The sequence below is a fragment of the Streptomyces xanthii genome (assembly GCF_014621695.1).
GTDB classification, from domain to species: domain Bacteria; phylum Actinomycetota; class Actinomycetes; order Streptomycetales; family Streptomycetaceae; genus Streptomyces; species Streptomyces xanthii.
This window is the reverse complement of record NZ_CP061281.1, coordinates 4,849,763-4,874,477: the sequence shown is the minus strand read 5'-3', so window position 1 is coordinate 4,874,477 and position 24,715 is coordinate 4,849,763. Positions and strand designations below refer to the sequence as shown.

Below are 24,715 nucleotides of genomic sequence, written 5' to 3'. Positions count from 1 at the left end.
CGAAGGCGCGGCCTCCCCAGGCCGCCCTCGTTCCGCCATAGGTGCGTACCCCTACCCGATGTAAATGACAACAGTGAAACGGCAGTTGATGCTACGTCACTGACTTTCCGTCACCCGGATCCGCTGCCACCTCGCGAACGTCTGCACACTGGCGTCCAGTTGAGGAGCCGTGCCCACCGGCGTGAGTCGGCGCGTACGGATGTGAATGACGTCCGCGGGGTCGCTTCGGACCCAGCTCGGATGGTGGTAGCCCGTCGGGAGCGAACGCACCACACTGAGGCGGACGGTCAGATCCGTCCACCCCGGGCGCCGGTTCAGCTCCAGGGACCGGATCTCGTTCCAGGGCATGACCAGGAGATTGTTCGGCGGGCCCAGTCCGATGCCACGGCTGTTGAGGGTGAGGTTGTCCTTGGCGGCGCCGAGCAGCCCCAGGAGCCGTACGCCCAGGAGAAAGGCGGCGACCGCGCACACCACGACGAGCCATGCGGGCCATTGGGCCTGCGCGCCCACGACCGCTAGGGCGACGAGTCCGGCCACCCCGGCCACGTTGCGCAGGACCTGCAGAAACCAGACGCTCCGGTCGACGAGGTACATCGCGAGCGCCGGTGACGGGTTCGGCGGCGCTGTCTCGGTCGGCCGCTGCGACGGGTCCGTCCTCGACGGCGGCGGGGCCGCGCGAGGAGGAGGCGGGGCCATGTGAGCAGGAGGCGGCCCGTCGTCCACCACGGTGGCGTCGTGCCCGGGTGCGGCGGCGGCCCCGGCATGCGCGGCGCACAGATCGAGCAGTTCGAGCGGGGTCGGGCGGCCGGAGGGGTCCTTGGCGAGGCAGGCGAGGACCAGGGGCCGCAGCGACGGCGGCACCGTGGAGACGTCGGGCTCCTCGTGCACCACCCGGAACATCAGCGCGGTCGGCTCACCGTGCCCGAACGCGCTGCCGCCGGACGCCGCCACGAGAACCGCGCCGAGGGCGAACACATCGCTCGCTCCCGTGACCGCACGCCCGAGAGCCTGCTCCGGCGAGTGGAAACCCGCGGTGCCGACCACCACGCCGTCGGTCGTCAGCCGGGTCTCCTCGACGACCCGGGCGACCCCGAAGTCCAGGACGCGGGGCCCGTCGGAGGCCAGCACGATGTTGGAGGGCTTCAGGTCGCGGTGCACGAGGCCGTGCCGGTGGATGGCCGCGAGCGCCTCGGCCAGGACCGCGGTCAGCCGCCACAGCTCCCCCTCGGACAGCCGCTCGCGCCGCGCGACCTCCGCCTGAAGTGTCGGCCCCTCGATGTACGCGCTGGCCATCCAGGGCTGCACGGCATCCGGATCGGCGTCGACCACCGCGGCGGTATGGAAACCGCCGACCTTGCGAGCCGCCTCGACCTCCTGCCGGAAGCGCTCCCGGAACCGGGGATCCGCTGCGTACTCGGGCCGGATGACCTTGATGGCCACCAGCCTCTCGGACCGCGAGCGCGCCAGATAGACGGAACCCATGCCGCCGCTGCCCAGCAGCCGCAGCACTACGTAGTCCCCGATCCGCTCCATAGCCACTCACCCCCGCCCCAACACCCGTATCCCACCGACCACTTGGGCTGCCCCCGAGCGTATCGAAGCCGGTACGGCCGCACAGCAAGAACGATCCGCCCACGCCCCCTGCGGCGCCGGCCCCGCGGTCGATATCCGGCGGCGCCCGTCCCACGACCCTGACAGCATGGTCGCCCCCACGTAACGCCGACGGAGGTCGTCAGTGCAGGAGCTCGACTCGGCAGTCATCCTCATCACGGGCGCCATGGCGGCCGGCAAGTCCACCGTCGCCCAACTCCTCGCCGAACGCCTCCCGCGTTCCGTACACCTGCGCGGCGACACCTTCCGACGCATGATCGTGTCCGGCCGCGAGGAGTTCTTGCCCCAACCGAGCGCGGAGGCGACGGCCCAGCTCCGGCTGCGCCACGAGGCGACCGCCACGATCGCCGACCTGTACGCCCGCTCGGGCTGGACCGTCGTGGCCCAGGACATCGTCCTCGGCGACCACCTCACCGCGTTCCTCACCTCGGTGACCACCCGCCCCCTGTACCTCGTGGTCCTCTCCCCACCCCCCGAAACCCTCACCACCCGCGAGGCGTCCCGCCCCAAGACCGGCTACGGCGGCCCCTGGACCCCCACCACCCTCGACACCACCCTGCGCCGGGAGACACCGCGACTCGGCTTGTGGCTCGACACGTCGGAGCAGACGCCGGAGGAAACGGTGGACGCGATCCTCGCGGGCCTCACCACGGCCCGCATCACCGACTGAGAGAACCCAGGTCACCTCAGGTAATCGGCCATACCAGGGTTCTCCGAGAGGGCCAGCTCGACCAGCTCCCCCACGTGCAGTTCGCCCGCGCCCAAGTCCCCCAGGCACCGCTCCAGAGCAGCCCCCACCCCCAGCACCCCGGGCGAGGTGGTCTCCTGCGCCCCGCCCTCCGCGAACTCGTTCCGCTCCAGCGTGAGCCTGCGACAGATCACCGCCGCGATGGCCAGATCCTGAGCTGAGCACTCCCGTGCCCCCCGGCTACGGGCGAGTTCCTGGGTGACGGTGAGGATCTCGCGGGCGCCGTCGGACATTCTGCGCACGCCGTTTCCCTTCTGATGGACCGGCAATGACCAGCCCATGCTGCCCGGCCTCCCGCCTGCGGTACGGGTGACACACCCCGTACCTTGACCTGCCCTGGTCACCTCCCGAGCACCACGCCGCTTGGAGTACCCCCGACAGTAGGCTGCACCGACGCACGCCAACGGGATCGCGGACGCCCGGCACCTAGAGCGGCAGACGCGGCCTCGGGCAGGAACACGTCCCAGGAAGAGGTGGACGATGCCGCACGACACAACAAGGGCTGGCGAACTGCTGGCACCCCCAGAGGTCAAGCTGCTCGCTCGCGCGCTCACAGAGTGGGGCGGCCCGGCGCACTGCAGCGATCAGCTCGCCTACGGCATGGGATTCGCGGACAGGCAGAACCTGCTCGACGAGTGCCGACGGCTCCGGGCCGCGCTGAAGTCAGACGCCCCGCTCAGCCCGGCGGACTGGGCACGCACCCTCCTGGCCGCGGAGATCGTCTTCGTCAGTGACCTCGTCGGCTCTGGCGTCGAGTGGCCGACGACCACGGGGTACGACGACGCGGAGACGCTTGCCACTCTGCGCTCGATCCAACGGAAACTGTCCCGAACGATCAGCCCCTACTACGGAAGCCGCCCGGGTTCATAGCCCGGCTGGGGAGCGTGGCTTCCGACGTGGGCGCAGACGACACCGCAGCATGCCGACCGGTCCAGATCGAGCCTGGATGCTCTCGGTCCGACCACGCCGTACGTGGTTCCGGTCCCGCACCGTTCCGTACGATCGACCCTGTCAGAACAGCTCGGCAGGCATGAGGCCCCCAGCAGATGATCACGCCCTCCTCCCCCGGCGTATCCGCCCGCATAAAGCGCCAGGTCAGCAAGGACACCGGCGCCGAGCTGGCGGTGCGACGCCTGCTGCACGCGGCCGGCCTCCGGTATCGCGTCGAGTACCCGGTGCCGGGGATGGCCCGGCGACGGATCGACGTGGCGTTCACCCGGACCAAGGTCGCCGTGCTGATCGACGGCTGCTTCTGGCACGGCTGCCCGCAGCACGCGACTCAGCCCAAGGCCAACGCCGAGTGGTGGCGCCAGAAGCTGGACAGGAACATGGCGCGGGACCGTGAGACGACCGAGCATCTGACGGCAGCGGGATGGACCGTGCTGCGGTTCTGGGAGCACGAGGCCCCGGAGGACGTGGTCGAGCGCGTGATGCGCGCCGTGCGCGAGCAGGGCCAGAGCTCAGGACCCGGAACTTGATCAACTGATCCACCCTGAATGCCGCACATGACCTGGGCATATCCAGCCAAACTCGCCCTCTGTCAGGAAGTAGTGCCTCCACTCTCTGCCGCGCTGTCGTGACCACCCGCTACGGTTTGCTTGGTTCGAGACAAACAGGTGCGGAACCGTGCGCAGATCCGTGTCTGCGTTGCCGACCCGGCCCCGCCCCCTGGTTGTTCTCCGTGGTGACAGGGGGAAGAGAGGCACCGTGTCCGACGAGATCGACGACATGTACGACACCTTCAGCGAGATGCTCGACAAGTGGCCGCCGGCCGAGACGGTGAAGCGGCTGGAGCAGTTCGGCATCGACGCCGAGAAGATCGAGCTGATCCGGGAACGGCACGAGCAGAAGCTCGCCCGGATCCGGGAGCTGGAGGAGCCGCAGACCGTCGTGCGCGGCAATCGCGACACCTGGTACACCGGCCCGCGCCCCGGGGACCGGTGTTGGCCGGCGCTGGAGCGCTCGCTGCAGGACCGTGGCTGGAGCGACGCGTCGATCAAGTCGCTGGACGAGTCGTCGTCCCGGGTCGTGTCTCTCCTGGACCACCCCCGCGAGCCCGCCTTCTCCACGCGGGGGCTCGCGCTCGGCTACGTGCAGTCGGGCAAGACGACCAACTTCACTGCGGTGATGGCCAAGGCGGCTGACCGTGGCTACAAGCTCTTCATCGTCCTCTCCGGGATCCACAACGGGCTGCGCCGGCAGACGCAGGCCCGACTCGTCTCCGAACTCGTCGAGCCGAACCCGGATCGTTGGAGCCAGCTGACGAACCTCGACCACGACTTCGTGCCGCCCGCGAACGCCGCGTCCTTCTTCGGCAACAGCAACAAGACGCGCGTCCTGTGCGTGGTGAAGAAGAACGCGACGGTACTGCGCAAGCTCGCGAAGTGGCTGGAGGGGGCCGAGAGCTATCTCGAGGGCTGCCCCGCGCTGATCATCGACGACGAGGCCGACCAGGCGACCGTCGCCACCAAGTCGATCAATCCCCTGATCCGGCGCATCATGGCCGGGCTTCCGCGCAGCGCCTACATCGGTTACACGGCGTCGCCGTTCGCCAACCTGCTGATCGACCCCAGCGCCGACGACCTCTACCCCCAGGACTTCATCGTCAACCTGCCCAAGCCGGTGGGTCACTTCGGCACCGAGGTGCTGTTCGGCCGCTACGCGCTGGACGGCGAGGACCCCTCGGACATCGACGACGGCCACGACATGATCCGTACGGTCCCCTGGACGGACATCGAGCACGTCCGCCCGAGCACCCGCGCCGAGGTGGACGGGTTCACGCCGGAGATCACTGAGACCCTGCGTCGCGCGGTGCTCTACTTCTGGCTCGTCGTGGCAGCGCGGCGGGTGCGTGGCACCGGGAACCCGCACAACACGATGCTCATCCACACCAGCGTCAACACCTCGGTCCACAACAGCTTCCGCGCGCCGCTCGAGGAGCTGAGGGCCGAAGTGCGTGACGCGATCGACGACCCGAGCCTCCTCGAAGAGCTGCGCGTCCTGTGGGAGAAGGAGACCGGCCGGGTCCTCGCGGAGGAGTTCGGCGAGACGGCAGTCCCCTTCGACGCCCTCCTGACCGAACTGCCCGGCGTGCTGGGCAGCTGCCGGGTCATCATGGACAACTCCAGCAGCCAGGACCGTCTCGACTACGAGAACGGCCCCTTGGTCGCCATCGCGGTCGGCGGCAACACGCTGTCGCGTGGTCTGACCCTGGAGGGTCTCTCGGTCAGCTACTTCGTGCGCGCGGTGTCCGCCTACGACACCCTGCTGCAGATGGGACGCTGGTTCGGCTTCCGCAACGGCTACGCCGACCTTCCTCGTATCTGGATGACCGACGAACTCTCCGAATGGTTCCGTCATCTGGCGACCGTCGAGACGGAGATGCGCCGGGACATCGACGTCTATCTGCACAACCCGAACGAGAACCCGCTGACCTTCGCCGTACGTCTGCGCACCCATCCCTCGCTCCAGGTGACCGCCGCGGCGAAGATGAAGAGCGCCGTGAAGGCCGTGTCCTCGTACGGCGGCGCGCGCGTGCAGACACACTGTTTCCGTACCGACGCCCCGTGGCTGGGGCAGAACCTGGCGGCCGCCCGGGAGCTGATCTCCCAGATCACGGCCAACAACGCGGTGGCCAAGGAGGACCGTTCCTCCGACGGCAGCATCATCTTCCGTGACGTCCCCTACGACGTCGTCCTGAACTTCCTGGGCGAGTACCAGTTCCACGAGGGATCGGGCGAGAAGAGCGCCAAGCTCGCCCGCGAGAACAACGCCAAACTGATCACCGAGTACATCCAGAAGCGTGTCCGCGGTGCCGGCGCACTGCGCCGCTGGAACGTGGCCGTCATCGGCAGGCCGCCGAAGGGCCCCGACAGCGATCTCGAGTTCGCACCGGGCGTCACGGTCGGTCGCGTCACCCGTGCGAAGCTCGCCACGGGGTCCCAGGGCTTCGCGGACATCAAGACGCTGATGAGTCGCAAGGACGCGGGCATCGACCTCGAGGGCGAGATCAGCTCCATGACGGAGCACCAACTCCGGGACGCACGACGCGTACAGCTCCCCACCACGGGCTTGCTGACTCTGTATCCCATCGACCGCTACTCCGAGCCCGTCCCCGCCAAGAAGCAGCGTCAGCCGCTCGACGCGGAGGAACACGTCATCGGCGTGGGCCTCGTCTTCCCGGAACCCGACGGCCCGGACTCCGCCGTCGAACCGGAGTACGTCTCGGCCGACCTCTCCGGCGTCCAGCTGGAGGACTTCGAGGAGGAGGAGATGCTGCGCCTCATCGAAGGTGAGGACGCATGAGCACCGACTCGTGGCGAGACCTGCTCGACGAGCGCTGGGCCGAGCTGGAGGCCGAGCCGGTGACGGCCGAACGTCGACTCCGGGTCACCGACCTCTCGATCGGTACGGACGACGGCGCGCTGATGGCGGCGGTCGACTACGAGGGGCACCGCCATCTCCTGGTCCCCATGAAATCCCGTCAGCAACTGCGCCGGGGCCCCGACGGCCCCGTCCTCAAGCTGCGCAAGCGGCCCCTTGAGGACGAGACCAGCTATCGCACCTACGCGGACCTCAGCTGCCTGGAGCGGAACCTCAACGACCTCTTCGCCACACTCTGTTCGGATGTCCTGGACACCGCCGAGCAGCTTCCCGCCAACCCGGTCAAGGCGCTCTACCGGGCCATGGATCGATGGAAGTCGCTGTTCCGCGTCCAGGGGGCACCACTGAGCGGTGAGCGGATCACAGGGCTGTTCGGCGAACTGCTCGTGCTGGTCGCGATGCTCGAACGTGACCCCAGTGCGCACCGCCTGTGGCTCGGCCCCTCGGGTCACCGCCACGACTTCTGCTCTCCTCACGGCGCCGTCGAGGTCAAGAGCTCCACGTACACCGAAGGCCGCCGCGCCCGGATACACGGCCTCGACCAGCTGGAAGCACCGGAAGGGGGCCCGCTCCACCTGGTGTGGTTCCGACTCGCGGCGTCCGCTTCAGGCACGTCGCTGCCCGAGCTGGTCGACCGGGCGCTGGAACTGTGCGACGACGAGACGTCCCTGCGCGGGTTGCTGAGCCACGTCGGCTATCAGCCCGCGGATGTCGAGCGATACGCCGAGGCGCGCTTCGTGGCGACGGAGCAGCGTTGGTATCCCGTGGGCAAGGACTTCCCCCGGCTCACCGGACGTGAGCTCGAGCAGGCGGGCGTGCCGGTGACCGTCGAGGACGTCGCGTACACCGTGGACCTCACCGGGCCGTCCCTCGCACCGCTCTCCGAGGAAGCCGTCACCGAGGTCCTCGATGCCCTTCTGCGGGAGCCCGCGTGAGCGCCCCGGCCTGGCACTCGCAGCCCTATCCTCCGGAGGGTGCCAGCGCGGCGGAGGGCATTCGCAATCAGCTCGGTCGACCGGAGCTGGACCTGTTGACCATCCTGGTCCGCGAGTCCACGCAGAACAGTTGGGACGCGCGCCCGCCCGGCTCGTCCGACCCGGTCGACTACCGGATCGACCTGTCCACGGTGGGGCCCGCGCACGGCCCGGTGTGGCGTGAGCTGCTGCTCAACAAGGCGCCGCTGAAGAGCGAGCACCTGCCCCTGCGAGCTTCGCTCTCGCGCAGCACCATCCCCCTGCTGACCGTGTCCGACCGAGGCACGACAGGACTGGGCGGGCCGACGCGCGCCGACCGTACGACGGACGAGGCGTCCCGGGACTTCGTGTCGTTCGTCCGCAATATCGGTGAGCCCCGCGACACCCCGTTCGGCGGTGGCACCTACGGGTTCGGCAAGGGCATCTTCTACCTGCTCTCCCGCTGCGGCACCGTGCTCATCCACACCCGGTGTCGCAACCCGCGCGGCGAGCTGGAGACCCGGCTCATCGGGTGTGCCATGTGGGAGAGCTACTACGGGGACACACCCGAGAACCCCCTGCGCTACACGGGCCGGCACTGGTGGGGCGACACTTCCGGCGATGTCATCGAACCGCTGATCGGCGATGAGGCCGATGCCGTGGCGCACCAACTGGGGCTGCGTCCGTTCGGCCCCGAGGAGACCGGCACCTCGGTCGTCGTGGTCGATCCCAAGCTGGAGCGCGACGAACAGCGGCTGGAGGTCCCTCAGGCCGCGGAGTACCTGGCCGAGACGATCAGCTGGCACCTGTGGCCGAAGATGCTGGAGAAGGACGGGGCCGCTCCTCCCATGCGGTTCGAGGTCAGGAGAGACGGTCAGACCGTCCCTGTTCCGGATCCGCGCACGCACCAGCCGCTCAAGCTCTTCGTCGCCGCGTACGAGCAGATGCGCGGCGAGAAGGGGCGAGAGCTCTTGTGCGGCAAGCCTCGGAAGCTGCTCGGCCGCTTCGGCGTCGTGAAGCGGATCATGCCTGCGCTCCGGTCGTCCTCCGCGTCGAGCATGGTCGGGATCACTGATCTGGTCCACCACGTCTGCCTCATGCGCCCGGCCGAGTTGGTGGTGACGTACCACCCCGGCCCGAAGCCGCCCAGCGAGAACCAGGGATACGCCGGCGTGTTCCGTGGCGATCACGGCATGGACGAGGTGTACGCCAAGGCCGAGCCGCCCACGCATGACGCCTGGCACCCGCACTCGCTCGAGGCCCCGGACAGCACTTACGTCAGGACCACGTTCCGCCGTATCCAGGAAGAGATCAGCAACCTGCTGTCCCTGAGCGGCGGGGCCAAGTCCGGTGGGGCTCAGGTACCGCTCGGTGCGGCCAGCAGTCGCTTCTCCGGGCTGGTCGGCGGGGCCTGGGGCATCGGTGGCGCGACATCGTTCACCAGGCCCGGCTCCGGACTCACCTCCCGCAAGCGGGGGAACGACGAGGAGGAGGGCCCTGAGACCGAAGTACGCGTGCGTGGGTCTCGAGGAACAGCGCGGGACGGGGCCGATCGGCACTCGGAAGGCGGCGCAGACGGACCGGCCGTTTCGGAACCTTCCGCGGTGCGACGCATCAGGCCTCGCGTCCAGTACGTGGGTGACCCGTACTTCGACGACCTGGGCGAACGGTCCGTGCTCGTGCAGGCGTTCCGGCTGCCCGTCGACGCTGTTCAGCGGGTGTCAGCCGATCTGGCCGTCACGCTTCCGGGCACGGGCGGGCGGGAGACCGACCCACCGGCGGGGGCACGCGTGCCCGTGCTGCTCGGTTGGCAGGATCCCGAGGGCGCGCTGCACACGTCCCCCGAGTGCGACATCAGCGGTGGTGACGCGGTGTGGCGGGCTCTCGTGGAGCCGGCTCCGGACACCATGACCGAGATCGCGATCAAGGTGCGGGCGGTGACGGACTGATGCCCCGCCAAGCACTTCCCTACCGTGTCCCGCCCCGGGACGTCGTCACTGCCGAAGCGTGGTCCCTGGTCACACCGGACGGCGAGGTGCCGCTGCCGCGGGCCATCGACGACTGGGACTACCAGATGGACCTTCACCTGCGCAGGCGCGTGACCGTCGATCTGACGCGCGCCCGTGCCGATTCGGGGCTCCCGGAGGACACCGATCTCCTGTTGTCCGTCGTATGGACGGCCACGGGGTCGAACCTGCGGGGGCCAGGTCGGCTCATCCGCTTGAACGGAGTCGAGGAGAGCACGGTCGATCTCGACTTCCGGCTCCGGGGCGCCGACCTCGGTGGCGTCCTTCTCCTGGACACGGCTCTCGTTCTGGCGGAACGGCGCGACGACGCCCGACCCGCGGCACCGAGACGCGCCGGCTCCGTTCTCTGGGACGACGGTGTCGAACTGCGCCTCCAGGGCGATGCCCCGCAGTTCCCCATGGCTGTCATCGACTTCGCGCACACCACTTTCCCGAACGGTGCCGCCTGGCACATCCAGATCAGCGGTGAGTTGGACAGCGCCGCGATGGGCTCCCTGCTTCTGCTCGTGAACGAGAAGAACACGACCACGGCCGAGGCGTTCCAGAACGCGGCCCGTCCGCGACCGGTCGACCGCGTCGTGCTTTCGGCGGTGTACGCGGATGTCGCGCGCACCATGATCGAGTACGCCCTGTCGCAGGACGAATTCACGGACGACGCCGACCACCCCGAGGAGTCCTTGGGGGCGACGCTGCTGTCCCTGTTCCACCGGCTGTTTCCGGAGCAGTCGATCAACGACGTGCGGCTGCGCCGGCAACATGACCCGAGCCACTTCGCCTCCGAACTCCAGGCCGCCGTGAAGATCTTCGAGGAGCCGCAGTGAGCCTGCTCTACCCTCGCCTGCTCGCGGGCCAGGCCAAGCCTCTGTTCGACGAGTACCGCGAACTGTCGATCGTCGACGTGGCTCGACGTGTGGATGTGTCGCATCCGTCAGCCGTCTATGTCGCGACGGGCGGCGACCGGATCGGTACCGAGCAGCTGTGGACGCTGCGGGAGTCCGTCGTGGATCTGGCCCGACAAGCGGGGTTCCCCGAGGAATCGGACCGCACCCGTAACGCCGATTTCGATCTTCGACTCGCCGAGCTGTTGCACTCCCAGATGAATCTCGTGCCCGCGGAGGCGGCGTCGCGCGATCTCTGGGCGTTCCTCGGGCTGGTGCTGCTCCCGGATGTCGCCTTCTGGCGCTATCCCCGCCCTCCGCGCGATCGTGTGCTGGGCACCGACCTGACGCGCCACGTGTTCGGGCGTCTGTGGTGGCGCGCGCAGCTGGTGTACTCGCCCGGTGATCCCAGCCCGTACGAGGCACTCGGCATCCTGGGTGAGGCGGCGTTCGACCAGATCTACGCCCGCCGAGCGGCGCTCGGCGGAAGCCCGCACCTGGTCAAGGCGATCCTGCGCGTGTGGAACGAGCTGGACCTGAAGGGGCTCAACCAGCGCGAGACGCTCCAGGACTTCCTCAAGAGACTGCTGCGTCTGGCACCCTTCGTGCTGTTCGACGGGATCGAGGAGGAGACGCTCGACAGCGAACTCCGCGCCGTCGCACGCGAGTCGGTCGCCGCGCTGCTGCACGTCAAGCACGGTGAGTCCCCGGAGAGCGCCTCCGTGGTGGAGGAACACCTCGCCACCGTGTTCGCGCAGTCCTCCCAGGACAGTGCGCGGGGCCCGGCTCCGGACGAGACGCCCGTCGAAAGGGCGTGGCCCGCGGTCGAGGCCGTCGCCGTGCCCGCCGCGACGACAGCCTCGACCCACGTCACCACAGGCCTCCCCGAACCCTCCAGGGTCCTGTCCTCGTTCGAGGTCTGTTCCGGATCGGGTGCCCAGGCCCGCGGGCTCGAACAGGCGGGATTCCGTCCGGTGCTGCTCGTGGACCGGAAGGCTCACGCCTGCTGGACGATCGAGATCAACCGACCGGAATGGAAGGTCGTCTGCGGCGATCTTCTCCACTTCGACCCCGCGGATCACCCCGAGGTCCAGGGCGTCGACCTGTTCAGCGCGGGCCTGCCCCGGATCAAGTCCGCCGCCACCACGAAGCGCCACGACGACGAGGAGGAGCGCGCCGTGCTGCGGCAGGCGGTGGCCCTCGTCCCGCAGATCCGTCCCCGAGCCGTTCTGCTGGAGAACATGTCGGACCTGGTCGAGAAGGACGACTTCAAGAACGAACGCACCTGGATGGAGGCGGAGCTCCGGTCCGCGGGCTACCGCGTGTTCTGGAAGGTGCTGGACGCCGCGGACTTCGGCGTTCCGCAGCATCGCAAATCCGGCTTCCTCGTGGCCCTGCGGGAGCCGTACGCGGATCGGTTCGTGTGGCCGTCCCGGACCGTGCTGCGCGTGCGGACCGTCGGTGAGACCCTCGGCCCTTCCATGGCCGCCGGAGGATGGCCTGGAGCGGACGCCTGGGTACGCGGGGCCTGGCATCCGGCACCGGCGCTCGTCGGCGGTTCGGATCGTCGCGGCGGTGCCGACCTCGGCCCGACGGGTTCGAAGAATGCCTGGAAACAGCTGGGCGTGAACGGGAACAGTCTGGCCGACCACCTTCCGGACGCGGACACCCCGCTCACCGAGCAGCCGAAGCTCACGATCGCCCAGACGGCGATGCTGCAGTCGATCCCCTCGACCTGGCAGATCGCCGGCGGGAAGACGGCCGCCTACCGTCAGATCGGCAACGCGCTCCCGCCCCCGCTGGCCCGAGCGGTGGGAGAGGCGATCGCCACCGCACTCGCCGGCTAGGATTCGCCCTATGAACGCAGCACCCCCATCCACCTCCCCGTTCAAGATCATTGATCTCTTCGCGGGGCCCGGTGGGCTCGATCAGGCCGCACGGCAGCTCAAGGTGCCGTCGATGGGTATCGAGTGGGACAAAGACGCCTGCGCCACCCGCGCCGCGAACGGACTGCCGACCGAAGCCGGCGACGTCCGCGACTACGGGCCGACCACCATCGGCGAGGATTTCAACGTCCTCGCCGGCGGACCCCCGTGCCAGACGTTCACGGTCGCGGGCAGGGGTTCCGGCCGACGGGCGCTCGACCATGTCCTCACCTTCGCCGACCGGCTGCGCAACCGTGATCCGCTGGCGAAGGTCAGGGAGGACCTCGCGGCGCTCAAGGACGAGGAGACCGACAAGCACGACGAACGCACCGGCCTGGTCCTCGAACCGCTGCGCTGGGCACTCGAGGCGATCGACGCCGGGCGCCCGTTCCAGGTGATCGTCCTGGAGCAGGTGCCGGCCGTGCTGCCCGTGTGGCAGCGGTACGCGCAGATCCTGCGGGCGGAGGGGTACGCCGTGGCCGAGCCTCAGGTTCTGCACACCGAGGAGTACGGCGTGCCTCAGACCCGACGCCGCGCGATCCTCATCGCCCGGTGGACCGGGGAGGGGCGCCTGCTGCAGGGTGCGCCGTGCATGCCCGAAACGACGCACGGGCGGTACCACAAGCGCACGTCACGCCAGGACCACGGCCTCGGGCTGCAGCCGTGGGTGAGCATGAGGGACGTTCTCACCGACCGTGACGAGCCCTTCACCGTGGTCTCCAATTATGGAACCGGCGGTGATCCCAAGGCTCGCGGGCAGCGCGGATCTCACGAGCCTTCGGCCACAGTGACGGGCAAGATCTCGCGCAACCGCATCGTCGGACCTGACGGCCGTGACCGCCCGCGCCTGACGGAGTCCGAAGCGGGTCAGCTCCAGACCTTTCCCGCAGTACCGGACTGGCTGTGGGCCGGCGCCGCTGTTGCCCAGCAGATCGGAAACGCCGTTCCACCTCGCCTCGGCATGCACGTCCTTGCCGCCGCGCTGGGCTTCGAACGTGACCGGCTGAACAAGTCGCTGAAGGAGCACTACGCGTACTGATGCCTCGCGCCAGCCGTGGAGGCACGCCGGCGAACACCCGCCTCATTCCAGGCGAACCAGGTAGCCGGGTTCGACACCGTCGATGGTTGTGATCGCTGTACCGGAGGTCACCCACAGGCTGGTGGGCTCATCGCCCGCCGGAATCTCGAATACACCGTACGCAGGACCATGGCTGCCGGGGTTGAGTCCGAACGTCGCCCCGGGCCGCCCCTGGGAGTTGGCGTACTGCGCGTAGTCCAAGGCGTATTCGGCCTCTTGCTGTGTCTCCGTGTACTGAGTGTCACGGACATTCAGCCCAACGGTTCCGCCGGCGTCCCAGCTCTGCCGGCTCTTGCCCACGTTCTCCACGTTCATGAGTACGACGCAGAATTGCTTTCCACTCTCCGGCACCGGTGATTCGGTGGCACTGGCCCCCACCGAATCAGCGGCATAGGCAAGCACCTTCGGGTCCAATGAGTCATCGCAGGTCACTCCGTCGACCGTGATGCGGAACTCAGCTGGTTGCGAGCCGTCGGAGAAAGTGACGGTGACCTTGAACGGCTCGCCCTCTCGCGTGATCCCGAGAATCTCGGCCCCCGGAGGCGCTCCCGCGTCAGCCCCCTCGCTCGAGGCCGCCGACGCAGGACTGGCGGAGGCACCCGAATCGGCGTCCGATCCATTGGAGCAGCCGGCCAGCGCCAAGGCGCCGAGGGTGGCACCGGCGGCGATCAACGTGCGTGGACGAGTACCCATGGGATGTCCTCTTGACGGTTCGGGCCCACCTCGATTCTGTCTCGCTCCGGTGCCTCCCGCGAGTGCGAGCCGCGGGCTCGAAGCCGGTGGCCGACAACGTGCAGGGATTTCACAGGACGCGTCACACCCATCACTCTGCGTGCGATACGGTCGCCGAACAACAAACGGCCCCCGCGACGGCTGCAACCGTCAGCGAGGGCCTGAACCACAAGTGGACGGAACCTCCACCGTGATCTACCGGCACAGTATCGCGCCCACGCGCGCCTTCACCCAGCTCTCCAACGAGCTCATCCGGCACCCCCGGCTCTCCTCCGACGCCGTGCGGCTGCTGACGTGGCAGCTGTCGCTTCCCGAGGGGGCCCGGGAGAATCTCTCCCGGACTGCCGAGCGCGCCAACATCAACAACAGCGCCTTCACCCGCGCCAAGAAGCTGCTCAAAGAAGAGGGCTTCGTTCATGAGCGCCGGATGCAGGGGCCCGGCGGGCGGTGGATCACCCAACAGCTCGTGTCCAGCACGCCGTTGAGCGCCGAGCAGGCCGCCAAGTTCATGGCGCGGGAGGCGTCGCCGCAGGTCGTACCGAGTCGGCCTCAGCCGACGGTCGGCCGGCCGACCACCCCGCCGACCGGCGGTCATCCCAAGGGCGGCCACAACACCGGGGAGAAGACCCCCAACCTTCCGGGCCCGACCGGGGCGGCCGCTACGACGTCAACCGACTCCGCCCGCACCCTCGTTGAGGCGTACCGAGTTCTCGACCCCGCGCTCAGTCGCATCCCCCGCGCCATGTACGCCGAGCTGGCCGCCCTCACCGAGCGGTGGCTCGCCGCCGGGCACACGCCGGGGGACGTGCGGGCCCACATCCTGCGCGGCCTGCCCGCCGACGGGACGCCCGTACGGCATCCCGGCGGGCTGCTGCGGTATCTGCTCTCCGATGTGCCGCCGGTCGAGGCCGCAGCGAAGGGGCCGGACGGCACCCAGGGCACGCACGGCATCGATCGGCCCCGGGTCTCCGCGCGCCTCGCCGGCCTGCGTGAATGCGAGGGGCCCGGCCATATCCAGGCCCACCTCTTCCGGCCGGTCGCCGACGAGGCGTGGTGTGCCGCCTGTCGCACGTCGCCGTCATCGGCGGGGGCGGAGGCGGAGTGAGCCTGGGCTAGCCGATCGCCTCCGCCGCCGCCCTCGCGAAGCCCGCCACATTGTGCGGGCAGCGCCATACCGATTCCGGGTCCGTGGCCGTGCCCGTCGCCTCCGCCAGGTCGTCCCACGTGTAGTCGTCGGACAGGTCGATCAGGAGCGTCAGGAGTGGTTCGAAGGCCTCCAGGTGGGTGTCCAGGCCGTCGTCGCACGGGTGCGCCTCGTGGGCGGCGCACGGGGAGTCCGTGACGGCGAGGGCGGCGAGGGTGGTCGTGACCTGGCGGGTCAGTTCGGGGTCCGGGTCGCCGGACGCCACGTAGCCGTACGTCCAGACGAGGCCGAAGGCGTAGAACGCCGAGGTCGCCGGGTCGTACGGCTGGGTGGAGCGGGCTCGGGCGAGGCCGTTCAGGGTGTCGCGGAGGACCTCGTCGGGGTCGCCCGGGAAGTAGCCCTGGTAGACCGATTCCCAGTCCCCGATCAGTTCGCCCGCGTTGTCGATGATCATGGTGAGTAGGGACGTTCGGGGGTCCGGCGCAGTTCCCGGCGGCTGTCGCGGTTCCGGTCAGGGGCGCCTCGTGGGCGTTTCTTCGCGCATCGACTCGGGCACATCTTACGAGCCGTCAAGTGACGGGCAGAGAGCGGTAGTTCAGGGACCGAGCCGTGCGCATCGCGGGCCGCTCATCGCGAAATCTCAGGGGGAACACATGGATGGTTCGGCGTCCGGAGTCGTGATCGTCGTCGTAGCGCTCTTCTACTTCATCCCTACGCTCGTGGCGTTCGGCCGGGGCGTCCGCAACGCCGGTTCCGTCCTCGTCATCAACCTCTTCCTGGGGTGGACGCTCGTCGGCTGGGTCGTCGCACTCGCCATGGCGGCCCGGTCCACCGACGGGGTGCCCCGCGGATAGCGTCACGTCGCCGGTTCGACCGGGAGCCACAGTTCGCAGGTCGCCGTCGTGAAGTCCGGGGAGCGGTCCAGGGTCGCCACGATCGACGGGCCGGGGCGCAGGCGCCACGGGTTCGAGGGGAACCAGTCCGTCGCCGTCGCCGCCCACATCGTCTGGAGGGTCTCGGGGAAGGGGCCGCTGCTGCGGAAGACCGCCCAGGAGCCCGGCGGGAGTTCGATGGTGTCCAGGTCCTCGGGAACCGGGGTCTCGGGGGTGACGGCCACGCCGTGGAGGTAGGTGAGTTCGGTTCCCTCCGGGGCGTCCTGCGCGGCCAGGTCGTCGGTGACCTGGAGCAGGCCCGCCGGGTCGGTGTCGCTCAGGGACTTGAGGCGGGTGTGGGCCTCCGGGGGCAGGGAGGCGATGTGCCGCTGGATGTGCGGGTTGACGCCCTCGTAGATCAGCGGCACGCGGGCGGCGTGGCCGATCAGGCGGAAGGCGGGGCGGTCGGCGATACGGGTGTCCATGGGGGTGCTTCCTTCGACGGTCAGGCGGAACCTGAGCTGGGGCTGGGTGCGCAGGGGGCCGCCGGTGCGGCGTACGTCGCCGGGGGCGGCGCCGTGCACGGCGCGGAAGGCGCGGCCGAACGCCTCGGTCGAGCCGTAGCCGTGGCGGACGGCGATGTCGAGCAGGTCGCCGCCGCCCCGGACGACGTCCGCCGCGGCCACGGTCATGCGGCGTCGGCGCACGTACTCCGAGAGCGGCATTCCGGCCAGGGACGAGAACATCCGGCGCAGGTGGTACTCGGTCGTGCCATGGGACGACGCGAACGCGTCGACGTCCAGGTCGTCGCCCAGGTGCTGTTCAACCAGGTCGACCAGTTGGTTCAGTGCCGCGATCACGGGGCCTCCTTTGCGTGGTTCCCACCCTGGCAGGGGGGCCGCGGGGAGTGCCCGATCGCCGTGGACCGATCCGGTCGGACATCCCGGGCGGCGAGGCGTGCCGCGCCGCTACCGTGCCGGGCATGGCGAACTTCGTACTGGTGGCAGGGGCGCGGCTCGGGGCGTGGGCGTGGGACGACGTGGTGCCGTGGCTGGAGGCGGCAGGCGGGCACGGGGTGTATTCGCTGACCTTGTCGGGGCTTGCCGAGCGGGCCGGCGGTGCGGCGCCCGTGGGGCGGCAGGGGCATGTGCGGGATGTCGTGGACTTCGTGGAGCGGGCCGGATTGCGGGACGTCGTGCTCGTGGGGCACAGCTACGCCGGGGTGCCGGTGGGGCAGGCGGCCGGGCTGCTCGGTGAGCGGTTGCGGCGGGTGGTGTTCGTGGACTCGAGCGTGCCGGTGGACGGGGAGCCGTTCGTCGCGGTGTGGCCGGACGGCGGGGCCGGTGTGCGGGCCTCGCTCGCGGAGAACGGGGGCTGGTGGCCGTGCGCGCCCGCCGCGCACTTCGAGGGGCACGGGCTGAGCCCGGAGCAGATCGCGCGGATCGTCGCGGGCTCGACCCCGCACCCCGGTACGACGCTGACGGAGCCGGCCGTACTCGCCAGGCCGCTCGACCAACTTCCCGCTACATACGTCCTGTGCGAGCTGGGCGGCGACGAACTCGACGACCCGGTCGCTGAGTTGGTGAAGGGTGAGCGGTGGCGGCTGGCAAAGCTGGACGCCGGGCACTGGCCGATGTTCTCGCGGCCCCGGGAGTTGGCGGACGTGCTCCTGGAGGCGGCGGCCGTCTCACCGGCCGGGCGGGAATGAGCCCGGCGCGCGGTGCGCGGTGGGCTGGTCCGGGTGGAGGCCGAGGCGGCGCAGGGCGGCGGCGCTGACACGGATGTCGTACCAGCCACGCGCGTGTCCGTCGGGGTCCCGGGCGCAGGCCAGGTCGACGCCGACCTCGGCCGTCAGGTCGAACGGCATCCAGTCGACGCCCCGGGCGCGCAGCCAGGCACGGAGGGCGGCCAGGGGGCCCGGGCCACCCGGCAGGTTCTCGTACGCGATGACGGAGACCCGGTCGTCGGGGCGGCGCGCCTTCCGGGCCGCGTCTCACAGTTTCCGGGTGCGCAGCACCGCCGTACGCATCGGGAGCGTGAAGTCGCCCGAGGCCGTCTCGGGGCGGGTGGCGAGGTAGTCGCGGATACGGGTCAGGGTGGCCGTGCGTTCCTGTGCGGGCATGACCAGGAGGCCGGCCCGGGTCGCCAGGGTCGCGACCAGGGAGTCGGCGCTGCGGCGCTGGCCGTGCGGGAAGGTGTCCTGCTCCGGTGAGCCGAAGCGGGCGGCGGCGGCCGCGTCCGGGCGGGGCAGGTGCATGCCGGTCGTCTCGGCGCGCCAGGAGGCCGGGGTGTCGCGCGGTCCGATGACCGCGCTGCCCGCGACCTGGGCGAGGCCGGCGACCCAGTCGACCTCGTCGTCCAGGACGTTCCACAGCCCGGCGAGGACGCCGCCGGGGGCGAGGGCGCGGGCGATCTCGGGGCCCGCGACGGCCATGTCGAACCAGTGCAGGGCGTTGCCGGCCAGCACGGCGTCGACCGAGCCGTCCGGGAGCGGGATCGACTCGGCGCTGCCCTCCAGGGCGCGGACGGCGGGCAGGGCGCGGCGCAGTTCGGCCAGCATCGCGGGGTCGGGTTCGACGGCGGTGACCTCGGCGCCCTGCGCGACCAGACCGGCGGTCAGCTTGCCCGTACCGGCCCCGAGGTCCAGGACGCGGGCGCCCGGGGCGAGTTGGCGCGCCCAGGTCAGGGCGGCCTGCGCGTAGTCGGGGCGGTGGGCGGCGTAGGCGGGGGCGGCCGCGCCGAACGAGGAGGCGTGCAGGCGGCTTTCGCCCTGGCTGCTGTCGGTCATGCGGTGACGCTACCGATCCGGCACCGGGGCCGGGCGCCGGATCGGTCAAGTCGCCGTCTCCCTCGGCTGGTTGGCGTAGAGAGCGCGGGACTTTCGGAAACCCGGCGGCTCAGAGGTCCAGTTCGCCGACCGCGTCGCCGCCGCTCGTCTCCCCCGTGGGGCGGAACCCGAGGCGGACGTAGAACTCCTCGGGGCCGGTCGGTCCCGGGTGCCAGGTGGTGGTGAGGCGGCTGCCGCCGCGCCGGCGGATCTCGGCGGCGACCGCGTCGACCGCGAACCGGCCGTAGCCGCGGCCCTGTTCGGCGGCCGCGATGTTCAGGCGCCACAGGCCGGAGCGGATGTCGTCGCCGGAACCGTCACCCTTCCAGTCGATGTCGAAGAAGGCCATGAGGAAGCCGACGGGGCGGTCGCCGTCGACGATGAGGCGGGGCCAGGCGACGCCGGGGTGGACGTACGCCTCGGCGAGCGACTTCACGACGGGGGCCACGCGGTGCTCCTGGTCCGGGTGGACGCGGATGGCGAGGGCGGCGTCGAGGTTGGCGGGCGTGAGCTCTTCGAGGCGGGGCACGGGCAGAGCCTAGCTCCCGCGATTCGCGCGTGACGCAGGTCACATTCCAGGGCGGTCACATCCCCGGCGGGCGCTCCGTCATCCAGACGTAAGCGACCGGGAAAGCCCCCAGCGGCGACCGGGAAAGCCCACCGAGCAGCAGGAGATCGCCATGGAAGCTCGTCTCAACGTCTTCGGCAACGCCGTCGCCTCCAAGTTCATCCGTCACATCAACGCGGCGGGCAAGGCCCTCGAGGCGGTGGAGCTGCCGAAGTTCACGGCGGACCTCGTCCTGGTCCGCGTCAGCCAGATCAACGGGTGCGGGTTCTGCCTCGACATGCACACCAAGGACGCCGCCGCCGCGGGCGAGAGTGCGCAGCGGCTGCACATGGTCGGCGCCTGGCGCGAAGCGAAGGTGTTCACCGACGCCGAGCGGGCCGCCCTTGAGCTGGCCGAGGCGGGGACGCGGATCGCCGACGCGGCGGGCGGGGTCTCCGACGAGGTGTGGGAGAACGCAGCCAAGCACTACGACGAGGACCAGCTCGCGGCGCTCGTCTCGCTGATCGCCCTGATCAACACGTACAACCGGCTGAACGTCATCACGCAGCAGCCGGCGGGCGACTACCAGCCGGGCATGTTCGGCTGAGCCACGGGAGCCCGTGCGGGCGCGGGAGCCCGAGCCCGTGCGGGGCGCGGGAGCCCGAGCCCGTCCGGGGCGCGGGAGCCCGAGCCCGTCCGGGAGCAGGGGCGGACGGTCAGGGCGTTCCCGGCAGAGGGCCGAGCCGGGCGCCCAGGACCGGGGCGAGGGCGCGGGCGTAGGCGTCCGCGAGGTGGCCGTCGTCCCGGTAGACGAGGGTGTCGGCGACGAGGACCGGGCAGACGCGGGGCGCGCACACCCAGGGGCGCGGGTCGACGAGCGTGGCACCGGTGGCACGGGCGGCGGCACGGACCGCCGCCGCCTTGCGCGGGTCCTTCGCCGCCCGGGCGGGGGCCGACGCGCAGCGGTCCAGGTCCAGCGGGTGGGTGCTCGCGCAGTCGACCGCGTCGGACGCGGGCCAGGGCGTGTCCTGGAGGGCGACGACGCGGGCGCCGGTCGCCCGCAGTTTCCGGTAGGTGCGGGTGTAGCCGGCCGTCCACTGGGCGACGGGGCCCGCCGCGGCCGGGCGTACCGGGTCGCCCGACTCGGACGACGAGGCGATCACGAGGCGGGGGCGCAGCCGGGCGATCCGGTCCAGGGCGCGGGCCCGCCAGGTGTCGCACGCGGTGTACGGGCCGCCGCCGTTGACGATCGTGACGTCGGCGGTCTTGCAGGACGCCTTCGTGAGGGACACGAGCCGCCAGTGCCGTTCGCGCGCGAGCCGTTCGAGCGCCGGGAACCACTGGGCGGCGTGCGAGTCGCCGAAGAGGACGACGGTCGTGGCCGAGGCCGGGTCCCCGTACGCGCAGGGGCCGGGCACGGTGGTGACGCCGGGGTTCACGTGGCAGCCGTCGCGGTAGACGGCCGAGCGCCGGTCCTTGACGCGGGTGAGGGTGGGCCGGAGGTTCGCGGGGATGTCGTCGTTCGGCGCGGCGAGGAGGTCGGCGAGTGCGGCCGCCGGGTCGGGGGCCGCGTCGAGGCGGGCGGCGAGGCGCGGGGCCGGGCGGCCGGAGTCGATCGCGGGCGGCACGAGAGCGGCGAGCAGCGCGACGGCGGCCGTGCCCGCGGTCAGGGACGCGCCGAGCGTGAGCGCGGGCCCCGGCCGGCCGCGGAAGGCGGCGGCGAACCGGACCGGGTTCTCGACGAGCCGCAGCGTCAGCACCGCGAGCCCGAGCCCCAGCGCGCACACCGCGAGCCGCGCGGGCACCCCCGCGTCGGGCCGGCCGAGCGCCACGGGCACGATCACGAGCAGCGGCCAGTGCCACAGGTACCAGCCGTACGAGACTCCGCCGATGCCCGTCAACAGCCTTCGGCGGAGCAGCAGTTCGGCGCCGAAGCGGTTCGGCGCGCTGCCGCCCGCGAGGACCAGGACCGTGCCGGTGACCGGGACGAGGGCCGCGTGTCCGGGGAACGGGGTCGCGTCGTCGAACACGAGCGCCGAGCCGACGATCGCGGCCAGGCCCGCCCAGGAGAGGACCCCGGCGAGGGGCGCCGGCAGACGGCGTGCGGGACGGGTGGCGCGCGTGGGGGCGAGGGTGAGGGCGAGCAGGGCGCCCGCCGCGAGCTCCCAGGCGCGCGTGTGCGTGCCGAAGTACGCCCAGGAGGGCGCGGCGCCGGTCGTGTTGACGCTCAGGGCGAGGGAGGCGGCGAGCACGGTGCCGCCGGCGAGGGCGGCACCCGCGCGAAGGCCCCGGGCAGGTGCGGTACCGGCGAGGGCTGTACCCGGGCGAGGGCCCCGGGCGGGCGTCCGCCGGGAGCGCGCGGTGGTCCGGGCGAGGGCGTACACGGCCGTGAGCACCAGCGGCCACACCACGTAGAACTGTTCCTCCACCGCCAGCGACCAGAAGTGCTGGAACGGCGACGGCGGGGCCGTGGCCCGCAGATAGTCCGTGCCGGACGCGGCGAGCCGCAGGTTCACGGCGTACAGGCCGCTCGCGACGGCGTCACCCATGTACTCCGTGAACCGCGCCTTGGAGAGGAAGAGATACGCCCCGGCCAGCGCGGCGACACCGACGAGTGTCGAGGCGGGCAGCAGGCGCAGGGCGCGGCGGGCGTAGAAGCGGCGGATCGACACGCGGCCGTCCCGGTCGAGTTCGCGCACGAGCAGCGAGGTGATCAGGAAGCCGGATATGACGAAGAAGACGTCGACGCCGACGTATCCGCCGCTCAACTGCCGTACGCCGGCGTGCGCGAGGACGACGAGCCCGACGGCCACGGCGCGCAGCCCCTGGATGTCGGCCCGGTGACCTGGCGGTTCGCTCGCCGCCCCCGGCGGGGCGGACGGCCGGCGCGGTCCGGTCTGTGGCAGCGGGGGCGCTTGGGTCACGGTGGGTTCGTCTTCCTGAGGGGCCACGAGGTGCACGGGCCCCTGGGGAGGACAGGGGCGCACTCAGGGGACGGCCGCCCGGTTCGAACAGTTGCGCCTACCGGGAGGAGTTCGCCGGGTCTCCGACGGCGGGTGAACCGGGGCTCATACGGAGTTGGCCCCGGGTTCACGCGCGGCGGACGAAGTCACGCACAGCGGGCGGTCAGGCTCCGGCGCGCCGGTCCACCAGGACGTACGACGCGGCGGCGACGGCCCCGGCGACACCGAACACCGCGGGCCAGGCGCCGACCTTCTTGGCCAGCGGGTGCGAACCGGCGAACGCGGCGACGTACGCGCCCGTCAGCGCGCCCGCGACCTTCCCGCCCCGCGCCTTCGTCCACTGCGTCGCGGCGGCGGCCCCGGCGACGGCGAGCACGGCGCCGCCCAGCGGACGCTTCTTCGTGAAGCGGGCGGTCGCGTAGCCGCCGATCAGTCCGGCGGCGGCGATCGGCGCGGTGGGAAGGGAACGGGCCATGACTGGAGCCTCCTGGTCATACCGGGCAAGTCTGTTCGAAGAGGCTACGCCTCGGGGGGCCGCGCCACGTCATGGGCCGGGGATACGTGAGCACGGTCACGGGGCGGCGCGGCCGGTGACCTCCGGCGGTTCACAGGTGCGCGAGGACATTGACGACGCGCCCCTGCGGGTCACGGGCGAAGAAGCGGCGCACACCCCACTCCTCGTCGCGGATGCCGTGCACGATCTCGGCGCCCGACGCGCACAGCGCCGCGTACACCGACTCCAGCTCCCCGACGGAGTCCCCCTCGATGCTCAAGTCCGGGACGACGGGGGCCGTCGCGTCGTGCGTGAAGAGGCTGATCTGGGCCGTGGGGTGCGTCGGCGAGGCCAGGGTGCGGACCCAGCCGAGGTCCATGACCTGCTCCAGGCCGATCCGCTCGTAGAAGGCCCGGGCCGCGTCCAGGGCCTCGGGGCCGGCGGGGGTGACGGGGTGGTTGGGGACGATGCGTCGAACGGTCATGGGGTGCCCCTCCCCCGGAAGGTCGACCGGTACGCGGCCGGTGCCACCCCGAGCGTGAGCTGGAAGTGCTGGCGCAGCGAGGTGGCCGTACCGAAACCCGACTCGGCCGCGACCCGGTCGACCGTGTGATCGGTGCGCTCCAGCAACTCCCGCGCCCGGTCCACCCGTTGACGGGTCAGCCAGGTCATCGGCGTCAGACCCGTCTCCTCACGGAAACGGCGGCTGTACGTACGGACCGACATCGCGTCCCGCGCCGCGAGCCGGGCGAGGGTGAGCGGTTCGGCCAGCCGGCGCAGCGCCCAGGCGCGGGAGCCGGACGTCGAGGCGAGGCCCGGCTCCTCGACGGGGCGGCGGATGTACTGCGCCTGGCCGCCCTCCCGGTGCGGCGGCACCACCGTGCGGCGGGCGACGTCGGCGGCGACGCCCGCGCCGTGGTCGCGGCGGATCAGATGCAGGCACAGGTCGATGCCGGCCGCCTCGCCCGCCGAGGTGAGGACCCGCCCCTCGTCGACGTAGAGGACATCGGCGTCCACGGTGACCTTCGGGAACGTACGGGCGAAACGGTCCGCCGAGAGCCAGTGCGTGGTCGCCCGGCGCCCGTCGAGCAGTCCGGCGGCGGCCAGCAGGAAGGAGCCGGTGCAGATGGAGGCGACCCGGCCCCGGGCGCCCGTCAGCGCCTCCCGCACCGACTCCTGCGGTCCCGCGTCCGGGGTCAGCGACTCGTCCGCCTCGTGCGAGGCCGGGACCAGCACCGTGTCGGCCGCCGCCACCGCCTCCAGGCCGTGCCCCGCGTGGATCGGGAAGTCGGCGTCGGTGCGGACCGGGCCGGGGCGGGGCGCGCAGGTCGTGACCTCGTAGAGGCGCTCACCGGTCACCGGATCGCGGGCGGCGCCGAACAGCTGGTGGACCAGGCCCAGCTCCATGGGCAGAACCCCGTCCCTGACCAGCACGGCCACCGAGGCGGGCCGGCGTACCCCTGCTCCACTCATGGCCAGATTCTTTCAGGTCGTGGCCATCTGGCCAGTCGTCCGGGAGGACGGCCCGGACGGA

Annotated in this window: 25 protein-coding genes; 13 read left to right on the top strand and 12 right to left on the bottom strand. The window is 71.1% G+C overall.

Annotated features, from left to right (window positions below; genetic code table 11):
• Window positions 1-96 precede the first annotated feature (96 nt).
• Window positions 97-1,533, bottom strand: a complete 1,437-nt coding sequence (locus tag IAG42_RS22080) for a serine/threonine-protein kinase (protein WP_188338687.1) — start codon at window positions 1,531-1,533, stop codon at window positions 97-99.
• 202 nt (window positions 1,534-1,735) lie between these two features.
• On the opposite strand from IAG42_RS22080, the gene IAG42_RS22075 reads away from it, so the two are divergent.
• A complete protein-coding gene (locus tag IAG42_RS22075; RefSeq protein ID WP_188338686.1) occupies window positions 1,736-2,281 on the top strand; it encodes an AAA family ATPase in 546 nt (181 codons plus the stop codon).
• An 11-nt stretch (window positions 2,282-2,292) separates the two neighbouring features.
• On the opposite strand, the gene IAG42_RS22070 is transcribed toward IAG42_RS22075, so the two are convergent.
• Window positions 2,293-2,601 (bottom strand): hypothetical protein, encoded by a 309-nt coding sequence (locus IAG42_RS22070; RefSeq protein ID WP_188338685.1) that lies wholly within the window; start codon window positions 2,599-2,601, stop codon window positions 2,293-2,295.
• A gap of 238 nt (window positions 2,602-2,839) precedes the next feature.
• Between IAG42_RS22070 and IAG42_RS22065 the strand changes: the two genes are divergently transcribed.
• The 8 genes from IAG42_RS22065 (at window position 2,840) to IAG42_RS22030 (ending at window position 13,564) form a co-directional block, all read left to right on the top strand.
• Window positions 2,840-3,229, top strand: coding sequence for a hypothetical protein (locus IAG42_RS22065; RefSeq protein ID WP_188338684.1), 390 nt, complete (start codon window positions 2,840-2,842; stop codon window positions 3,227-3,229).
• Between the two features lie 176 nt (window positions 3,230-3,405).
• A complete protein-coding gene (locus IAG42_RS22060; RefSeq protein WP_188338683.1) occupies window positions 3,406-3,837 on the top strand; it encodes a very short patch repair endonuclease in 432 nt (143 codons plus the stop codon).
• A gap of 229 nt (window positions 3,838-4,066) precedes the next feature.
• Complete coding sequence (locus IAG42_RS22055; protein WP_188338682.1) at window positions 4,067-6,664, top strand: Z1 domain-containing protein; 2,598 nt, start codon at window positions 4,067-4,069, stop codon at window positions 6,662-6,664.
• The gene (locus IAG42_RS22050; protein ID WP_188338681.1) at window positions 6,661-7,677 is read left to right on the top strand and encodes a PD-(D/E)XK motif protein; all 1,017 of its coding nucleotides are present in this window, start codon (window positions 6,661-6,663) and stop codon (window positions 7,675-7,677) included. The genes IAG42_RS22055 and IAG42_RS22050 overlap by 4 nt, the downstream gene beginning before the upstream one ends.
• Window positions 7,674-9,644, top strand: coding sequence for a hypothetical protein (locus IAG42_RS22045; RefSeq protein ID WP_188338680.1), 1,971 nt, complete (start codon window positions 7,674-7,676; stop codon window positions 9,642-9,644). Before IAG42_RS22050 ends, IAG42_RS22045 begins: the two co-directional genes overlap by 4 nt.
• Window positions 9,644-10,543 carry a hypothetical protein gene (locus IAG42_RS38090; protein WP_223206115.1) on the top strand — a complete coding sequence of 300 codons (900 nt, stop codon included), beginning with the start codon at window positions 9,644-9,646 and terminating at the stop codon, window positions 10,541-10,543. The genes IAG42_RS22045 and IAG42_RS38090 overlap by 1 nt, the downstream gene beginning before the upstream one ends.
• Window positions 10,540-12,447, top strand: coding sequence for a DNA cytosine methyltransferase (locus tag IAG42_RS38480; RefSeq protein ID WP_317453332.1), 1,908 nt, complete (start codon window positions 10,540-10,542; stop codon window positions 12,445-12,447). The genes IAG42_RS38090 and IAG42_RS38480 overlap by 4 nt, the downstream gene beginning before the upstream one ends.
• Window positions 12,448-12,457: 10 nt before the next feature.
• Window positions 12,458-13,564, top strand: a complete 1,107-nt coding sequence (locus tag IAG42_RS22030) for a DNA cytosine methyltransferase (protein ID WP_188338679.1) — start codon at window positions 12,458-12,460, stop codon at window positions 13,562-13,564.
• 42 nt (window positions 13,565-13,606) lie between these two features.
• Here the strand turns inward: IAG42_RS22030 and IAG42_RS22025 are convergent, their stop codons facing one another.
• Entirely contained in the window at window positions 13,607-14,296 is a 690-nt protein-coding gene (locus IAG42_RS22025) for a DUF4352 domain-containing protein (RefSeq protein WP_188338678.1), read from the bottom strand.
• A 211-nt stretch (window positions 14,297-14,507) separates the two neighbouring features.
• On the opposite strand from IAG42_RS22025, the gene IAG42_RS22020 reads away from it, so the two are divergent.
• Window positions 14,508-15,440: a hypothetical protein gene (locus IAG42_RS22020; protein WP_223206114.1), complete on the top strand. Its 933-nt coding sequence runs from the start codon at window positions 14,508-14,510 to the stop codon at window positions 15,438-15,440.
• 7 nt (window positions 15,441-15,447) lie between these two features.
• Here IAG42_RS22020 and IAG42_RS22015 read toward each other — a convergent pair whose 3' ends face one another.
• A complete protein-coding gene (locus tag IAG42_RS22015; RefSeq protein ID WP_188338677.1) occupies window positions 15,448-15,933 on the bottom strand; it encodes a hypothetical protein in 486 nt (161 codons plus the stop codon).
• Window positions 15,934-16,132: 199 nt separating this feature from the next.
• Here IAG42_RS22015 and IAG42_RS22010 point away from each other — a divergent pair, with 199 nt between their 5' ends.
• Window positions 16,133-16,333 carry a superinfection immunity protein gene (locus tag IAG42_RS22010; protein WP_188338676.1) on the top strand — a complete coding sequence of 67 codons (201 nt, stop codon included), beginning with the start codon at window positions 16,133-16,135 and terminating at the stop codon, window positions 16,331-16,333.
• Between the two features lie 2 nt (window positions 16,334-16,335).
• On the opposite strand, the gene IAG42_RS22005 is transcribed toward IAG42_RS22010, so the two are convergent.
• Window positions 16,336-17,211: an AraC family transcriptional regulator gene (locus IAG42_RS22005; protein ID WP_188338675.1), complete on the bottom strand. Its 876-nt coding sequence runs from the start codon at window positions 17,209-17,211 to the stop codon at window positions 16,336-16,338.
• A 122-nt stretch (window positions 17,212-17,333) separates the two neighbouring features.
• Between IAG42_RS22005 and IAG42_RS22000 the strand changes: the two genes are divergently transcribed.
• Window positions 17,334-18,059 carry an alpha/beta fold hydrolase gene (locus tag IAG42_RS22000; protein WP_188338674.1) on the top strand — a complete coding sequence of 242 codons (726 nt, stop codon included), beginning with the start codon at window positions 17,334-17,336 and terminating at the stop codon, window positions 18,057-18,059.
• Here IAG42_RS22000 and IAG42_RS21995 read toward each other — a convergent pair.
• The 3 genes from IAG42_RS21995 to IAG42_RS21985 all read right to left on the bottom strand — a co-directional run bounded on the left by IAG42_RS21995 (window position 18,039) and on the right by IAG42_RS21985 (window position 19,707).
• A complete protein-coding gene (locus IAG42_RS21995; RefSeq protein ID WP_188338673.1) occupies window positions 18,039-18,218 on the bottom strand; it encodes a hypothetical protein in 180 nt (59 codons plus the stop codon). The genes IAG42_RS22000 and IAG42_RS21995 overlap by 21 nt on opposite strands.
• A 126-nt stretch (window positions 18,219-18,344) precedes the next feature.
• On the bottom strand, window positions 18,345-19,139 hold the full coding sequence (locus IAG42_RS21990) for a class I SAM-dependent methyltransferase (RefSeq protein ID WP_188338672.1): 795 nt from the start codon (window positions 19,137-19,139) through the stop codon (window positions 18,345-18,347).
• A 109-nt stretch (window positions 19,140-19,248) separates the two neighbouring features.
• The gene (locus IAG42_RS21985; RefSeq protein ID WP_223206113.1) at window positions 19,249-19,707 is read right to left on the bottom strand and encodes a GNAT family N-acetyltransferase; all 459 of its coding nucleotides are present in this window, start codon (window positions 19,705-19,707) and stop codon (window positions 19,249-19,251) included.
• A 151-nt stretch (window positions 19,708-19,858) separates the two neighbouring features.
• Here IAG42_RS21985 and IAG42_RS21980 point away from each other — a divergent pair, with 151 nt between their 5' ends.
• Window positions 19,859-20,332 carry a carboxymuconolactone decarboxylase family protein gene (locus IAG42_RS21980; protein WP_188338671.1) on the top strand — a complete coding sequence of 158 codons (474 nt, stop codon included), beginning with the start codon at window positions 19,859-19,861 and terminating at the stop codon, window positions 20,330-20,332.
• Window positions 20,333-20,441: 109 nt separating this feature from the next.
• Here IAG42_RS21980 and IAG42_RS21975 read toward each other — a convergent pair whose 3' ends face one another.
• The 4 genes from IAG42_RS21975 to IAG42_RS21960 all read right to left on the bottom strand — a co-directional run bounded on the left by IAG42_RS21975 (window position 20,442) and on the right by IAG42_RS21960 (window position 24,654).
• Complete coding sequence (locus IAG42_RS21975; RefSeq protein WP_223206112.1) at window positions 20,442-22,649, bottom strand: acyltransferase family protein; 2,208 nt, start codon at window positions 22,647-22,649, stop codon at window positions 20,442-20,444.
• Window positions 22,650-22,851: 202 nt separating this feature from the next.
• Entirely contained in the window at window positions 22,852-23,163 is a 312-nt protein-coding gene (locus IAG42_RS21970) for a hypothetical protein (protein WP_188338670.1), read from the bottom strand.
• A 130-nt stretch (window positions 23,164-23,293) separates the two neighbouring features.
• On the bottom strand, window positions 23,294-23,665 hold the full coding sequence (locus tag IAG42_RS21965; protein ID WP_188338669.1) for a VOC family protein: 372 nt from the start codon (window positions 23,663-23,665) through the stop codon (window positions 23,294-23,296).
• Window positions 23,662-24,654 carry a GlxA family transcriptional regulator gene (locus IAG42_RS21960; protein ID WP_188338668.1) on the bottom strand — a complete coding sequence of 331 codons (993 nt, stop codon included), beginning with the start codon at window positions 24,652-24,654 and terminating at the stop codon, window positions 23,662-23,664. Before IAG42_RS21960 ends, IAG42_RS21965 begins: the two co-directional genes overlap by 4 nt.
• Between the last annotated feature and the right edge of the window lie 61 nt (window positions 24,655-24,715).

Bases quoted from the DNA above. Each gene is read 5' to 3' on its own strand.
- IAG42_RS22030 (WP_188338679.1), top strand. From the start codon at position 12,458: ATGAACGCAGCACCCCCATCCACCTCCCCGTTCAAGATCATTGATCTC.
- IAG42_RS22010 (WP_188338676.1), top strand. From the start codon at position 16,133: ATGGATGGTTCGGCGTCCGGAGTCGTGATCGTCGTCGTAGCGCTCTTC.
- IAG42_RS22000 (WP_188338674.1), top strand. From the start codon at position 17,334: ATGGCGAACTTCGTACTGGTGGCAGGGGCGCGGCTCGGGGCGTGGGCG.
- IAG42_RS22025 (WP_188338678.1), bottom strand. From the start codon at position 14,296: ATGGGTACTCGTCCACGCACGTTGATCGCCGCCGGTGCCACCCTCGGC.
- IAG42_RS38090 (WP_223206115.1), top strand. From the start codon at position 9,644: ATGCCCCGCCAAGCACTTCCCTACCGTGTCCCGCCCCGGGACGTCGTC.
- IAG42_RS22065 (WP_188338684.1), top strand. From the start codon at position 2,840: ATGCCGCACGACACAACAAGGGCTGGCGAACTGCTGGCACCCCCAGAG.
- IAG42_RS22050 (WP_188338681.1), top strand. From the start codon at position 6,661: ATGAGCACCGACTCGTGGCGAGACCTGCTCGACGAGCGCTGGGCCGAG.
- IAG42_RS21960 (WP_188338668.1), bottom strand. From the start codon at position 24,654: ATGAGTGGAGCAGGGGTACGCCGGCCCGCCTCGGTGGCCGTGCTGGTC.
- IAG42_RS22015 (WP_188338677.1), bottom strand. From the start codon at position 15,933: ATGATCATCGACAACGCGGGCGAACTGATCGGGGACTGGGAATCGGTC.
- IAG42_RS21995 (WP_188338673.1), bottom strand. From the start codon at position 18,218: ATGCCGTTCGACCTGACGGCCGAGGTCGGCGTCGACCTGGCCTGCGCC.
- IAG42_RS22060 (WP_188338683.1), top strand. From the start codon at position 3,406: ATGATCACGCCCTCCTCCCCCGGCGTATCCGCCCGCATAAAGCGCCAG.
- IAG42_RS21970 (WP_188338670.1), bottom strand. From the start codon at position 23,163: ATGGCCCGTTCCCTTCCCACCGCGCCGATCGCCGCCGCCGGACTGATC.
- IAG42_RS21980 (WP_188338671.1), top strand. From the start codon at position 19,859: ATGGAAGCTCGTCTCAACGTCTTCGGCAACGCCGTCGCCTCCAAGTTC.
- IAG42_RS22080 (WP_188338687.1), bottom strand. From the start codon at position 1,533: ATGGAGCGGATCGGGGACTACGTAGTGCTGCGGCTGCTGGGCAGCGGC.
- IAG42_RS21990 (WP_188338672.1), bottom strand. From the start codon at position 19,139: ATGACCGACAGCAGCCAGGGCGAAAGCCGCCTGCACGCCTCCTCGTTC.
- IAG42_RS21965 (WP_188338669.1), bottom strand. From the start codon at position 23,665: ATGACCGTTCGACGCATCGTCCCCAACCACCCCGTCACCCCCGCCGGC.